Source organism: Streptosporangium amethystogenes subsp. fukuiense (genome assembly GCF_042665875.1).
GTDB lineage: Bacteria > Actinomycetota > Actinomycetes > Streptosporangiales > Streptosporangiaceae > Streptosporangium > Streptosporangium fukuiense.
Genome location: NZ_JBHTEE010000001.1, coordinates 9,040,578 through 9,053,672, shown reverse-complemented (window position 1 = coordinate 9,053,672; position 13,095 = coordinate 9,040,578). Strand labels below are relative to the sequence as shown.

Sequence of the window (13,095 nt, the reverse complement as noted above, 5' to 3'; positions counted from 1 at the left end):
GTGGCGCAGTCAAGGGGAGCGGCCCATGGTTGCCATCCGGACGCCCGGTGGCCCATCATGGCGGGCATGACCTACGGGAAGGGCGGCCACCGCCCCAGCCGGTGAACCCCGGCACGTGGAAGCTGGGTGACGATCCCCTCGACGATCGCCCCACCTTCCTCGCTCACGCACTCGCGATGTCCCTGCGCTACGGGCCCGGCCCGTGGCCCGAGGACGCCTACCGGCTCCCAGATGACCCGCCCCGCCGTGACCGTGAGCCGTTCATCACCAGCGTCGTCATGGACGGCATCCAGAGCCACCACTTTGGTATCGAGCCCGACAACAACGCCGTCGTCGAAATCGCCGACCTGATCAGCAGGCTCGTCACCGGCGACCCCGCCCGTGAAGATCTTCTGCGGCTACATGATCGGCTCGGCACCGTATCAGCACTCGGCATCGCCGACGACCTCGTCGACCAGATCCGGCGACGGCGGCTCCCCCGTAATCGAATCGGCGAAGTCGGGCGGCATCTGACCGAGCACGGTACCCGGCGCGACGCTGTCAAGATCGGCATTGTGCTGCTCGGCGTCTGTGGAGACGAGCGGGACAGGGAGCTGCTGCTCCTGCTCGGCACGCTGGAGGAGCTCACCCTGTACGCGGTAGTGGCCCTGCAGCACACTCAGCCCGACCGCCAACGTGCCGCCTACGAACTGGCCCGCCGAGTGCGGGACTGGGGCCGCATCCACGCGGTGGAACGGCTCAAGGGATGCGACGATCCACAGATCAAGGCCTGGTTGCTGAGGGATGGTTTCCGCAACGGGATCATGAACGAATACCTGGCCCACCTCGCGGCCACGACCGGCGACCTGTACTCGGCCCTGCTGGAGCCGGACATCGACGACACCCTGCTCGACGGCGCCGCGGACATCCTGGCCGCCCTGGCGCTGGGTGGTCCGGCCAAAGACATGGGCGACTACGCCGACGCCGTACCGGCCATGCATCGCTTCGCCGACCTCCTCGCCGACCGGCAGGCCACGCTCGACAGGTTGCACGCCGTGCTGAGAATCCTGGCCTTCCTGCGCGAGTCCGACGACGATTCGCCCTGGCCGCCCGACATGATCGCGCAGCTCCGCCGCCGCTACGAGGAACTCACCACCCAACCTCGGTGGAACGACCTCGTGCTGGGGTGCCTGGCCGATCCACACCATGTCGATTTCAGCCATGCGATGTGGGCTGCCGACGAACTTCATCTACAGGTGGTCGAGCAGATCATCGCCCGCCTGAAGATTGATCCGCTGGATGAGTTCGCCTGGCACCACGCCATCCGGCTCGCCACCGCCGAGGAAGCCGAGCAGCTCAGCCACCTGGCCGAACGACTTCTTCCCCTGGCCGATCTGGCCAACGGGCCAGAGGACAGCCACGACATCGGCGAGGAGTACGGGCCGGATCGAGCGCTGGAGTCCATCGTGGGCGGGCTGGAGGCCTTCCCCGGCATCGGGCTGGCGCTGATCGACGTGGCACTGCGCAACCGGGTCACTCGGATCCGGCGCGCCGCCCTGGCCGCGTTGACCACCTGGCCGGCCTCAGCCGTACCGGACGAGGCAAGGCACTGGATGCGGCAGGCGGCATCGGTCGAACCGCACGAGGAGACCAGAACCGAGATGATCGATTTCCTTCGACGCTGACGCTGGTCAGCTGGTCAGCTGGTCAGCGGGGTGTTATCACCACACGCGCAGGACGTTGAGAGTCCGCCACTCCTGAGACGTTCATGCGCTTTTCCACCGAGGCGCTCGCCTCGGAACTGTCCGTCCAGGTCGAAAGACTGCACAGCGCGCGGGCCCGGCACACCTTCACCGCCCCGTGAACAGCCGCGACAGCACGGACCCTTTCGTGCCGTCGCACTGAACTCCCGCGAGCGGTGGCGCGGATACCAGGGGCCGCTCGTGGGTCAGACGCGACGGTACAGCGCTTCGGGTCAGGTCGTTACGGCTCCGTGCTTTTCGGTGATTTCGTTGATCCGGTCGGCAAGAAGAAAGTCCAGCTCCGTTACGACATCGCCTGCCGTGTGAGTGGTCATGGCGATCCGCAGATGGTCCCATCGGATATCGATGTCTGGCCGATGTTCCAACTCGATGGCAGCCTGTGCGATTTCGGTGACGGCGCGCATCGCGCTGTCGTAGTCGATCGAGAAGTTCTTACTGATCTCGTTGGTGTCGCCGGACCAGCCGCTTGATGCCAGGCGCTGCGTAACCTCTTCGGCGGGCAGAGGGTCACGAAGACCCATGTTCACCACCTCCCTATCTCGCAGGGTTCCTGCTAGGTGATATTCATCAGGGCCTCAGTCGTCTCACGCCTTTATGCACCCATGCGAGTCCAGGTCGAGACTGATGGCTGGCGCGAGGATGCTCGAAAGGCTGTTTGTTCAGGCACTCTGCAAGGCCTCAGTGGTCAGCACTTCGTGAAAATCGCCGACAGCCGGGCGGGCCTGCTGATCGCGAGGTACGGCGCGCAGCAGTATTTTCCCGGTTTCGATGATGTGGTTGCTGCGGTAGGCGGGCGCAAGAGGGGCTATCACCGTTGCCGCCCGCCGCATGCCCTCGTCGATGTCCCCCCTGACGACCATGCAGAGTGCCTCGTGGAGCGCGACGTTGGCCTGGTACTGGTAGTCGCGGGTCAGTCTGAGCACATTGGTCCGGGCGGTGTCCGCCCTGGCCTCGTCACCCGCACCGGCGTAGACCCAGCTCTCGGCGAAATGGATCTGGTTCGGCTTCCAGAAGCCGAGGGAGTCTCCGGTGCTGCCCTTCGCCGCCAGGTCGAGAAGGGCGTTCAGCGTTCCGAGCGCCTCATCGTGCCTGCCAAGCAGGGAGAGGGCCTTGGCCTGGGTGGTCAAAAGGTCGACGGAGGGTCCACCGGCGATCTGTTTCGCGTCGTGCACGAGGCGGAGGACCGTCCCCGGGGCGCGCTGCCCGTAGAGTCCGTGGCCCGCCTCCTCCGCCCGGACCAGCAGGCGGAGTTCTCGATCCCCGGATGCGTCAGCCGCGTGACGGGCCGTGTGCCACCAGCGGACGGCGGCCCCGTGATCGCCTAGGCGGGTCAGCGCGTTGGCATGGACGGTGGAAAGTGCGGCCATGGTCCTCTGCAGTCCGGCGACCTCGGTGGGAGCCGACGTCTCCAACTGCCGTCGCACCAGGAGCAGATCGATGATGAGATCGGCTGCCACCTGTGCGGGAGGTCGGGTCCGGAGCGCGTAGAGGTGATCGCCGCAGGCCAGTTCCCATTCCTCGGCGCTGCGGAAATCATGTGCGAGAGACAGGTCAAGCAGTTGGCGAACCGCTTCGCCGGACAGGCCGAGTATTCCGAACCCGGTGGCGGCGAGCTGTAGAAGTCGTCGGCGTTCCATGTCGTCTCCATCTGGCGCCTTCTCTGCGAGGCTACCCCGGGTCGGGTGCTCAGAGGCAGAGACATTCTGCGGATCGTCGAACAGGTCGGCCTCGGGGATGCCGAACGCTCGTGCGTACAGCACGCGGTACGGATCACCGGGCCGGTTGTGCCCGGCCTCGTACGCCTTGATCCGGCGGATCAGGGTCTCCCGGGTGGGCAGGTGGTTGCGGGTTTCCTCGTCGGCCGCCTCGACGAGTCGGCGGGCCATCTCGCGCTGGGGCCACAGCCGGTCGCGTCGTTCCTTACGGAGTCGTACGGCCCACACGGGGAGATCAGCGGCCATCACGTACACCTCTTCGCCGCACTTGGGGGCGGTTCTGTCGCCCCCAGTGTCCTCCAAACGCATCTGTGCCGAAGGGATTACGCAGCGTTGTGATGAGAGGAGTCGCAAAAGAAACGGGACCCGTAGGCGCTGACACGCCGTACGGGCCCCTTGACCAGGAAGCGAGTCCTGATCCATGGCCAAGATTAGAGCCATCCGGATCCGTTGGAACGCGGATTCCCCGCCGCTGCCGCTGGGCTTCCGGTGGTGCGGGCATGCCCCCTATGCCCACGAGGCGCGCAGCCTGCCGCATCGTCGTGACCACCTGTGGGAGCAGCCCACGCCCCGGCAGGTGTGCGCCCGGATGGCCACGCGGCGGCGTCTGGGCCTGGGCGATCGGCTACCGGTCGCGGCGCCGTCGCGCCCATCGAAGGTCCACCCGCCCGTCACTCCGTCCCAGGTTCGTCCCGGACGTCACGCGCGTCCGGCGGCGATCACCGATGCCTATGGCGGAGGCCGCTCGCCGGACACCACCTCCCCGCCCCGGCGGCGTGAGCCGTACCGGCGAGGGGTTGCGGCATGAACTCGGCCCCGAAGCGTAGTGACGCTCTCGTGAGCAGGCGCGGCGGTCTCCCTCCCCCGGTGCACGCCGCCGCGCCGCCGACCACCGCCCGGCTCCGCGCCGAAGAACTGGTCGCCGAACTGGATCGCGCCCATGGCATCTCGGCCGACATCCATGAGCTCCGTTCCGGCAACGCCATCGTGTCCGTCTATCGCGGGCTCCTGGCCTACAGCGACGGTGAGAACTTCTGGTGGACCAGTCCCAAGCTTGACGGATCCGGCGATCATCTACTCAGCGCCGCCTCAGACTCGACCACGGCCGCCGAACGGCTCGCCGAGCACTACGAGATCCTGCGCGCCCGCCCCCTCACCACGCTGCTGGGCTGCGAGTTGCCGCTGCTGGCCGACGTGATCCTGGCAGAGCATGTCGACCCACGCTGACGCCGACGCGGTGCTGGCCGCCGGGCAGGTGCAGACCTACGCGTACGGGTGGCTGGTCTGGTGGAGCCTGAGATACCGGCGGTTCGAAGCCTGGGATTGCCGGGACGTGGCGTTTTTCCGCACCGTCTACGCGAACAGCGCCGCCGAGCTGTGGGACCGCATGCAACAGGTGGAATTCGACCTTTGGCGAACCTCGTCCCCAGGTGCCACGCCGCTCGTGGCCATCGCGGCCGACCACCTGAGCCCGTCGGAGTCATGTTCTCAAGCAGATGAGAGGAGTTGACGGTGATCCCGTCCTACGGCACACCGGCGGGCGACCGGCTGGGCGCCGCCATCCGGCGGCCCGCCGCCGTCGCGGCTCTGCAGCGCCTACGCGTGGAATTGCACACTCACCGGATCTATCCGGCGATCTCCTACGACGAGGGACAGCCTCGCCTCGTGGTCAGCGCCGATCTGACCGTGTGGGCCGATCGCGCAGGAACCGTCTTCTGCTGGGGCGCCGCCTACCAGGAGGAGCCCGCCGAGCATGCTCCGGTGGACGACCTGACGCAGGTCGCGGTCCGGATCGCCGAACGGCTCGGTGAGCACTACGCCGAGCCGCCGAACTCACCATGAGCAGCGCGGCGGCACGGAGAGACGACTCCCGTGCCGTCGCGCCCAACTTCTCGCGAGCGGTGGTACGCAACCACGGGCCGCTCGTGGAGCTTGGACGCGATCGGATCACCCGGGCGCGAGCGCGGCCCCGCCAGGGCGGCGGGGTTTTCACGCGGACTCCCGGAAACCCTTCGCACGGGCTCTCCGTAAAACCTTCAGCGTGAGTTCCCCGGAAACCTTACGCGCGGGCCACTCGCAGACCCTTCGCTTGAGCTCCCGGGAAACCCTACGCGCGGGTTGCCCGGAGACGCCGATTACCCGGAGACGCCGAGGCGCTCCAGGATGAGCTCCCTGGCCCGGCCCGCGTCGGCCTTGCCCCGGCTGGCCTTCATGACGCCGCCGACCAGGGCGCCGACAGCGGCGACCTTGCCGCTGCGGACCTTGTCCGCAGCGTCGGCGTTGCCGGCCAGGACCTGGTCGATGATCTCCATCAGCTCGCCCTCGTCGTTGACGATCTGCAGGCCGCGGGCGGCCACCACCTCGTCCGGGGAGCCCTCACCGTTCAGCACGCCCTCCAGCACCTGGCGGGCCAGCTTGTCGTTCAGCGCCCCCCCGGCGACCATCGCGCACACCCTGGCGATCTGGTCCGGGGTGATCCGCAGCGCGCTCAGCGGGAGCCCCGCCTCGTTGGCACGGCGGGCCAGCTCGCCCATCCACCACTTGCGGGCGTCCGCGGGCGGGGCGCCGGCGGCCACCGTCGCCTCGACCAGGCCGATGGCGTCGGCGTTGTGCATGGACGTCATGTCCAGATCGGACACGCCCCACTCCTGCTGGAGCCGCTTGCGCCGCACGCCCGGCAGCTCCGGCAGGGCCGCCTTGAGCTCGGCGACCCACGCGGGGTCGGGGGCGATCGGCACCAGGTCGGGCTCGGGGAAGTAGCGGTAGTCCTGCGCCTCCTCCTTGGACCGTCCCGAGGTGGTGGTGCCGGTGTTCTCGTGGAAGTGGCGGGTCTCCTGGATGATCCGGCCGCCGTCGGCGAGGATCGCGGCCTGGCGCTCGATCTCACCCCGTACGGAGCGCTCGACGCTGCGCAGCGAGTTGACGTTCTTGGTCTCGGTGCGGGTGCCCCACTCCGAGGAGCCGCGCGGCATGAGCGAGACGTTGACGTCAAAGCGCATGGAGCCCTCCTCCATGCGTACGTCCGAGACGCCGAGACCGCGCACCAGCTCGCGCAGCTCGGTGCCGTAGGCGCGGGCGACCTCGGGGGCGAGCCTGTCGGTCCCCGGGATCGGCTTGGTGACGATCTCCACCAGCGGAATGCCGGCCCGGTTGTAGTCGACGATCGAGTAGTCGGCCCCGTGGATGCGGCCGGTCGCGCCACCCACATGGGTGGACTTGCCGGTGTCCTCCTCCAGGTGGACGCGCTCGATCTCGATCCGTACCGTCCTGCCGTCGACCTCGACGTCGAGGTAGCCGTCGAAGCAGAGCGGCTCGTCGTACTGGCTGATCTGGTAGTTCTTCGGCATGTCCGGATAGAAGTAGTTCTTCCGGGCGAAGCGGCACCATTCGGCGATGGAACAGTTGAGCGCCAGGCCGATACGGATCGTCGACTCGATCGCGGCGGCGTTGGTCGTGGGCAGCGAGCCGGGCAGCGCCAGGCAGACCGGGCAGACGTGCGTGTTCGGCGGGGCGCCGAACGTGGTCGGGCAGCCGCAGAACATCTTCGACGCCGTGCCCAGCTCGACGTGTGTCTCCAGGCCCAGCACCGGTTCGAAGCGCTCCATCGCCTCGTCGTACGGCATCAACGTCTCAGCGCTCATCGTCGTTCACCGCTCCTCATAGAAGACGTCATAGATATCCAAGTCCCTTCAACGCGTTCCTCGTCTCGGCCACCCAGTTCGCGTAGGCGGGCACCTGGGCCAGAACGGCGAGGTCGATGTTGCGTCCTATGTATTCGAAGTAGTCGCGGACCGGTTTGCCACGCCGGGGGACGGTCACGGCCAGTACCCCCGCGGGATCGGCGATCCTCTCGACATCGCGGGGCCGCGCGGGCAGCCCGCCGAGGTCACTGCCCGCCAGCCCCGCCCACACGGCGCGGTCGGCGAGCAGCCAGGCCTCGGTGTCGCCAAGTCCGATCACCGGCACCAGGTAGTGCGAGTGGTAGCGGACGCCGTCGCTACGGCGGCGCTCCCGCCCGTCATCGTGGGTGAAGAGCAGGTGGCAGTCGGCCGCGAGCTCCTCCAGCGCGGTGACCATGTGCTCCCGGTCGTGGGAGACGACCTCGGTCTCCTTGACGTCCACCGCGTACGGCGACATCCAGGTGAGCTCGCGCAGCTGCCTGGCGATCACGATGCTGAGGAAGCCCTCGTCGGTCTCCCCTTCCGCGATGAGTCCGGGAACCAGCGGGCGGCTCATGCGGCCGCGCCCAGGTACTTGCGGACCTGCCGGGGTGAGACGAACGTGCCCGGCTCGCCGTCCGGCTGGATCGGCTTGGCCACGGTCACCCTCGACACCCGGTCGTTGTCGGGGTCGACACGGACCGCGGTGTCGAGGAACGTCAGCGCGTCCGGCTCGGTCCGGTAGACCTCCGCGACGACGATCGGGGACTGGCTGGTGAGGATCACCTGCCTCGGCGGCTCGGCACCCCCCGGCCCGGAGGTCCGCTGGCGTACCCGCCGCAGCAGCTCGCCGAGGCGCCCCGGGTGGACGCCGCTCTCGATCTCCTCCACCAGCAGCGTGCCCGGGTGGTCGGGGTCGTACAGGGCGGTCAGCAGGCCGAGGACCCGCAGGGTGCCGTCGGAGAGCAGCGTGGCCGGCACCGCTCCCTGGCCGTCGACGAGCAGGTCGAAGGAGCACTCCCTCCGGTCGGTGCGCGGCACCAGCCCGGTGACGTCGGGTAGCACTCCCGCGAGGTCGACCACGAGGTCGGCCAACGCCTCCGTACCGGCCATCCGCGCGAGCACCGCGGCCAGGTTCGCGCCGTCGTCCGCGAGTGCTCCCCGGTCGGCCGAGGGGCAGCGGCGGCGCATCGCCGCCGGGGACGGCGAGTAGCGGCGCCACGAGGAGACCGTACGGCGGGGCGTGCCCTCCGGATCCGGGTCCTCGACCAGGAGATCCAGCAGCTCGTGCGGGATCCGCTGGGCCACGTGGCTGACCACGGCCCCGCTGGATCTGGGGATCTTCAGCACCATCTCCGCGCCCACGTCGAACCTGACCGGCACCACGGAGCCGGGCTCCGGGGTGACCAGTGCCTCCACCGAGACGACGAACCCGCCCACGGCGGAACCGTGGGCGACCCGGTGGAACTGCTCGCCCGGCAGCCCGCGGGTCGCGCCCAGCAGCCCGCCCGGCCCCTCGATCTCAGCCGCCACGAACCCCACGGCGTCGAAGAGGTTCGACTTGCCGCTCGCGTTGGGTCCGACCAGCGCGAGGAAGGGCGGCACATCGAGATCGAAGCTCAAGAAGGACTTGAACCCGTCGATCTCGATCCGAGTGATCATGCCGCCGTTCTCCCTGTCACCTGTCGCCCCCTCGCCCCGAAATCCAGAAAACCCTTATAGCTCCGGGGCTCTGGACAGCAGGCTGCCGCCCCACCGCGCCTGGAGGGCCTTCTCGACCGCGGCACCGACCCGGTAGCAGCGGTCGTCGCCGAGCACCGGAGCCATGATCTGCAGACCGACCGGCAGGCCGTCCTCGTCCGCCAGGCCGCACGGCACGGAGATGGCCGCGTTGCCCGCCAGGTTGGCCGGGATGGTGCACAGGTCGGCCAGGTACATCGCCATGGGGTCGTCGGCGCGCTCGCCGATCGGGAACGCCGTGGTGGGCGTCGTCGGCGAGATGAGCACGTCCACCTGCTGGAAGGCGGCCTCGAAGTCGCGCGCGATGAGCGTGCGGACCTTCTGCGCCTGACCGTAGTAGGCGTCGTAGTAACCGCTGGACAGCGCGTATGTGCCGAGGATGATGCGGCGCTTGACCTCGGGGCCGAAGCCCTGTGCCCGGGTCAGGGCCATGACCTCCTCGGCGCTGCGCGTGCCGTCGTCACCGACGCGCAGGCCGTACCTCATGGCGTCGAAGCGGGCCAGGTTGGAGGAGCACTCCGAGGGGGCGATGAGGTAGTACGCCGGGAGGGCGGTGGTGAACGAGGGGCAGGAGACCTCGAAGACCTTCGCGCCCAGCGACTCCAGCAGCTCCACGGTCTCGTGGAAGCGCGCGAGCACGCCCGCCTGGTAGCCGTCGCCGCCGAACTCCTTGACCACGCCGATGCGCAGCCCGGCCACGTCGCCGCTGCGCGCCGCCGCCACGACCGAGGGCACCGGGGCGTCGACGGAGGTCGCGTCCATCACGTCATGGCCGGAGAACGCCTCGTGCAGCAGCGCGGTGTCCAGCACGTTGCGGGCGAAGGGGCCCGGCGTGTCGAGCGAGCTGGCGAAGGCGATCAGGCCGTAGCGGGACGAGCCGCCGTAGGTCGGCTTCATGCCCACGATGCCGGTGACCGCGGCGGGCTGGCGGATCGAGCCGCCGGTGTCGGTGCCGGTGGACAGCGGGGCCTCGTAGGCGGCGACCGCGGCGGACGAGCCGCCGGAGGAGCCACCGGGGATGCGGGACAGGTCCCACGGGTTGCGGGTGGGGCCGTAGGCGGAGTTCTCGGTGGAGGAGCCCATCGCGAACTCGTCCAGGTTGGTCTTGCCGAGGATCACCAGGCCGGCCTCGCGCAGACGGCGGGTCACGGTGGCGTCGTACGGCGGGCGATACCCCTCAAGGATCTTGGATCCGGCCGTGGTCGGCATGTCGACGGTGGTGAAGACGTCCTTGTGCGCGATCGGCACGCCGGCCAACGGGCCGAGCTCCTCGCCGGCGGCCCGGCGGGCGTCGACGGCCCGCGCCTGCTCCAGGGTCGTTTCGGCGTCGACGTGGAGGAAGGCGTTGACCTGCGGGTCGACGGCGGCGATCCGGTCGAGATGGGCCTGGGCGACCTCGACGGCGGAGACCTCTCCGGCGGCGATCAGCGCACCCAGATCCGCGGCGGTCTTGTGGATGAGGCTCATGCTTCCTCCCCGAGGATGCGCGGCACGCGGAAGCGGTCGTCCTCGACTGCCGGGGCGCCTGACAGCGCCTGTTCCGGCGTCAGTCCCGGCCGTACCTCGTCGGGGCGGTAGACGTTGGTGAGCGGCAACGCGTGCGAGGACGGCGGAATGTCGTCGGCCGCCACCTCGGCGACGCGGGCGACCGCACCGATGATCACATCGAGCTGGGCGGCGAAGTGGTCGAGCTCCTCGTCGGCCAGCGCCAGCCGGGACAGCCGGGCGAGGTGAGCGACCTCGTCGCGGGTTATGGCGGACATGAGTCGTTGAACCCGTTTCGTGGAATGGCAATTGGACAGTGTCATCCTATGGCTCGCGACCTGAGGGTCCCGACTCATTAACACCGTCGCAACCAACCGAAGATCTCTTACTCGAAGCGGTCAGACCGTCCCCGGCCCGCCAGGCCGGAGAAATCGGCCCCCGGCATGACCCGCCTCCCGCCCGAATCGATCTTGAACGCTTCCTCGCGCGGCCCCGGAAAACACTTGCCGGGAGGCGGACCGGCCACACACGAGATCATGGTGACAGGGAGGACCAGGCCCGCTGGGAGTCGAGGATCTCGGTGGGACGCAGGAAGCCGAAGTCGTGCGGGGCGAGCCCTCGATGCTTGCGCAACCATACTGTCGCGTCAGCGGCCGACATGGGCTCGGCGAACAGCCAGCCCTGGCCCAGATCGCACCCCATGTCGGCCAGGCGCTCGGCCACCTCGGCCGACTCGACGCCCTCGGCGACCGAGCGCAGGCCGAGGGAGCGGACCAGATCGACGATCGAGCGGACGATCCGCTCGTCGTCCTTGGACTCGCCGATCCGGCGGACGAACGAAGAGTCGATCTTGACCTCGGCCACCGGCAGACGCTGCAGGCGGACCAGCGAGGAGTAGCCGGTGCCGAAGTCGTCGAGCGCGAGCGGCACGCCCAGCGAGGCCAGGGCGCGGACCGCGTCGGCGGTGTACGCCTGGTCGGTCATCAGGATGCGCTCGGTGACCTCCAGCTGGATCGCCTTGGGCGGCAGCCGGTATCGCGCCAGGCCCGCTCCCAGCTGGTCGGAGAGCGCCGAGTCGAGCAGGTCGCGGGCCGAGACGTTGACGGAGATCTGCTCGTGCAGGCCGGTGTGCCACCAGTGGGCGGCCTGCTCCAGGGCCGCGTCGATGACGTATCCGGTGAGGTGGCGCATCAGATACGACTGCTCGGCCATCGGCACGAACTCTCCGGGGGAGATCATCCCTCGCTCCGGGTGGCGCCATCGCAGCAGCGCCTCCACGCCCCGCACCTGCCCTCCCGACAGGTCGAGCTTGGGCTGGTAGTGCAGCCGCAACTCGGAGCGGTCGATGGCCCTGCGCAGGTCACCGAGGAGGGTGAGCCGCTCGGGACTGTTGCGGTCCTTGTCGGCGGCGTAGATCTCGACCCCGGTCCTGCTCTCCTTCGCCAGGTACATCGCCACGTCCGAGCGCTGCAGGAGCATCTCGAAGTCCGGTGCGTGGTCGGGGTAGATGGCGATGCCGAACGAGGCGTCCAGGTCGAAGCTCATGCCCTCCAGCCGTACCGGCTCGGTGATCGCCACCCGCAGGCGCGCCGCCACCTCCCTGGCCGCCGCGGCGTCCCTGACCGAGGGCAGCAGAACGGCGAACTCGTCGCCGCCGAGCCGGGCCACCACGTCGCCGGGGCGGACGCTGTGGGTGAGCCGGTGCGCGACCATCTGCAGGAGCCGGTCGCCGACCGGATGCCCGAGGGTGTCGTTGATCTCCTTGAACCGGTCGAGGTCGAGCAGGAACAGGCCGACCCGCTCGCCCTCCCGCGCCTCGGCGAGCGCCTCCTCCGTGCTGAGCACGAGCATCTTGCGGTTGGGCAGCCCGGTAAGACCGTCGTGCATCGCCTGGTGGTCGCGGCGGACCGACATGCTGGCCGTGAAGTAGACGGCCAGCACGGGCGCCAGAAAGAGCGGCACCAGGGCCGGCGAGTGGTTCATCACCACCACGACGAGCGGGGCCATGCCGAGCAGCCCGGCGTAGACGAGGCTCTGGTGGCCGATCGTGGTCTTGATCACCCGGTGGATCGACCTGCGCTCGTGCAGCGCCACCGCGCCGGAGACCAGCGCGGCCCGGACCACGAAGTAGGCCAGCCCGGCCAGCCCGATCGCCAGCAGGTCGGTGCCGTCGGGCACTCCGGCGCCCACCGTGACGGGCTGGTCGCCGAAGAGGCCGAGCACCATCCCGGCGGCGGTGTAGGCCAGGGTCACCTGGGCGATGTTGAACATCACCCGGTGGCACGCCTTACGGGTGACCGCCCCGTTGACGACCATGGCGACCGCCTGCAGCAGCACCGCGATCGGCAGGCCGTAGTGGAGCAGCGCGGCGAAGGTGAACATGGTCGACGGGTAGGTGCCGCCCACGGTCAGCGACGCCGACAGGATCACCGGCCGCAACTCACCCAGCACGACAAGGACCGTGAGCATCCAGAACAGCGGGCTCCGGGCGAGTTCCACGACCTCGGCCGTGTCCATGCGCAGCTGGGACACGACGAGGGCGACGAACCCGACCGCGATGACGGCGGCGAGATAGGCCCAGAGGGGCGATCCCAGACGCGGTCCGGTATCGCGAGTGTCGGTTGGGTCGGCCATGAGTAACAAAACCCCCATTAGTTCACTATGGGAGAGTACGGCCTACGGGCCACTTCGCGAAACCGATTGCGCACGTTCCGTCACTGAAAATTCACGCGTCCTCGCACACGGCGGCGGGGC

General features: G+C 69.1%; 12 protein-coding genes. 4 read left to right on the top strand and 8 right to left on the bottom strand.

Annotated features, from left to right (window positions below; all coding sequences use genetic code 11):
- Nucleotides 1-101: 101 nt before the first annotated feature.
- On the top strand, nucleotides 102-1,664 hold the full coding sequence (locus ACFQVD_RS40150) for a hypothetical protein (protein ID WP_343970007.1): 1,563 nt from the start codon (nucleotides 102-104) through the stop codon (nucleotides 1,662-1,664).
- A gap of 290 nt (nucleotides 1,665-1,954) precedes the next feature.
- Here the strand turns inward: ACFQVD_RS40150 and ACFQVD_RS40145 are convergent, their stop codons facing one another.
- Entirely contained in the window at nucleotides 1,955-2,263 is a 309-nt protein-coding gene (locus ACFQVD_RS40145) for a 4a-hydroxytetrahydrobiopterin dehydratase (RefSeq protein WP_343970009.1), read from the bottom strand.
- A 138-nt stretch (nucleotides 2,264-2,401) separates the two neighbouring features.
- A complete protein-coding gene (locus ACFQVD_RS40140; RefSeq protein ID WP_343970012.1) occupies nucleotides 2,402-3,703 on the bottom strand; it encodes a hypothetical protein in 1,302 nt (433 codons plus the stop codon).
- 591 nt (nucleotides 3,704-4,294) lie between these two features.
- Between ACFQVD_RS40140 and ACFQVD_RS40135 the strand changes: the two genes are divergently transcribed.
- Genes ACFQVD_RS40135 through ACFQVD_RS40125 form a run of 3 tightly spaced genes read left to right on the top strand, consistent with a single transcriptional unit; the run spans nucleotide 4,295 to nucleotide 5,299 of the window.
- Nucleotides 4,295-4,684, top strand: a complete 390-nt coding sequence (locus ACFQVD_RS40135; RefSeq protein WP_364158542.1) for a hypothetical protein — start codon at nucleotides 4,295-4,297, stop codon at nucleotides 4,682-4,684.
- On the top strand, nucleotides 4,668-4,967 hold the full coding sequence (locus tag ACFQVD_RS40130; RefSeq protein ID WP_343970019.1) for a hypothetical protein: 300 nt from the start codon (nucleotides 4,668-4,670) through the stop codon (nucleotides 4,965-4,967). The genes ACFQVD_RS40135 and ACFQVD_RS40130 overlap by 17 nt, the downstream gene beginning before the upstream one ends.
- 2 nt (nucleotides 4,968-4,969) lie before the next feature.
- Nucleotides 4,970-5,299 carry a hypothetical protein gene (locus tag ACFQVD_RS40125; protein WP_343970022.1) on the top strand — a complete coding sequence of 110 codons (330 nt, stop codon included), beginning with the start codon at nucleotides 4,970-4,972 and terminating at the stop codon, nucleotides 5,297-5,299.
- A gap of 293 nt (nucleotides 5,300-5,592) precedes the next feature.
- Here the strand turns inward: ACFQVD_RS40125 and gatB are convergent, their stop codons facing one another.
- The 6 genes from gatB to ACFQVD_RS40095 all read right to left on the bottom strand — a co-directional run bounded on the left by gatB (nucleotide 5,593) and on the right by ACFQVD_RS40095 (nucleotide 12,975).
- On the bottom strand, nucleotides 5,593-7,098 hold the full coding sequence (gene gatB / locus ACFQVD_RS40120; protein ID WP_343970025.1) for an Asp-tRNA(Asn)/Glu-tRNA(Gln) amidotransferase subunit GatB: 1,506 nt from the start codon (nucleotides 7,096-7,098) through the stop codon (nucleotides 5,593-5,595).
- Between the two features lie 28 nt (nucleotides 7,099-7,126).
- Entirely contained in the window at nucleotides 7,127-7,693 is a 567-nt protein-coding gene (locus ACFQVD_RS40115) for a hypothetical protein (RefSeq protein WP_343970028.1), read from the bottom strand.
- Entirely contained in the window at nucleotides 7,690-8,778 is a 1,089-nt protein-coding gene (locus ACFQVD_RS40110; protein ID WP_343970031.1) for an AAA family ATPase, read from the bottom strand. Before ACFQVD_RS40110 ends, ACFQVD_RS40115 begins: the two co-directional genes overlap by 4 nt.
- Before the next feature lie 54 nt (nucleotides 8,779-8,832).
- Nucleotides 8,833-10,323, bottom strand: a complete 1,491-nt coding sequence (gene gatA, locus ACFQVD_RS40105; protein WP_343970034.1) for an Asp-tRNA(Asn)/Glu-tRNA(Gln) amidotransferase subunit GatA — start codon at nucleotides 10,321-10,323, stop codon at nucleotides 8,833-8,835.
- Entirely contained in the window at nucleotides 10,320-10,619 is a 300-nt protein-coding gene (gene gatC / locus ACFQVD_RS40100) for an Asp-tRNA(Asn)/Glu-tRNA(Gln) amidotransferase subunit GatC (RefSeq protein WP_030913706.1), read from the bottom strand. The genes gatA and gatC overlap by 4 nt, the downstream gene beginning before the upstream one ends.
- 256 nt (nucleotides 10,620-10,875) lie before the next feature.
- Nucleotides 10,876-12,975 (bottom strand): putative bifunctional diguanylate cyclase/phosphodiesterase, encoded by a 2,100-nt coding sequence (locus tag ACFQVD_RS40095; protein ID WP_343970041.1) that lies wholly within the window; start codon nucleotides 12,973-12,975, stop codon nucleotides 10,876-10,878.
- Nucleotides 12,976-13,095 lie beyond the last annotated feature (120 nt).

What these genes read in the sequence shown, in the direction of transcription:
- gatC (WP_030913706.1), bottom strand. Translation starts at nt 10,619, where the DNA reads ATGTCCGCCATAACCCGCGACGAGGTCGCTCACCTCGCCCGGCTGTCC.
- ACFQVD_RS40115 (WP_343970028.1), bottom strand. Translation starts at nt 7,693, where the DNA reads ATGAGCCGCCCGCTGGTTCCCGGACTCATCGCGGAAGGGGAGACCGAC.
- gatB (WP_343970025.1), bottom strand. Translation starts at nt 7,098, where the DNA reads ATGAGCGCTGAGACGTTGATGCCGTACGACGAGGCGATGGAGCGCTTC.
- ACFQVD_RS40145 (WP_343970009.1), bottom strand. Translation starts at nt 2,263, where the DNA reads ATGGGTCTTCGTGACCCTCTGCCCGCCGAAGAGGTTACGCAGCGCCTG.
- ACFQVD_RS40130 (WP_343970019.1), top strand. Translation starts at nt 4,668, where the DNA reads ATGTCGACCCACGCTGACGCCGACGCGGTGCTGGCCGCCGGGCAGGTG.
- ACFQVD_RS40110 (WP_343970031.1), bottom strand. Translation starts at nt 8,778, where the DNA reads ATGATCACTCGGATCGAGATCGACGGGTTCAAGTCCTTCTTGAGCTTC.
- ACFQVD_RS40140 (WP_343970012.1), bottom strand. Translation starts at nt 3,703, where the DNA reads ATGGCCGCTGATCTCCCCGTGTGGGCCGTACGACTCCGTAAGGAACGA.
- gatA (WP_343970034.1), bottom strand. Translation starts at nt 10,323, where the DNA reads ATGAGCCTCATCCACAAGACCGCCGCGGATCTGGGTGCGCTGATCGCC.
- ACFQVD_RS40095 (WP_343970041.1), bottom strand. Translation starts at nt 12,975, where the DNA reads ATGGCCGACCCAACCGACACTCGCGATACCGGACCGCGTCTGGGATCG.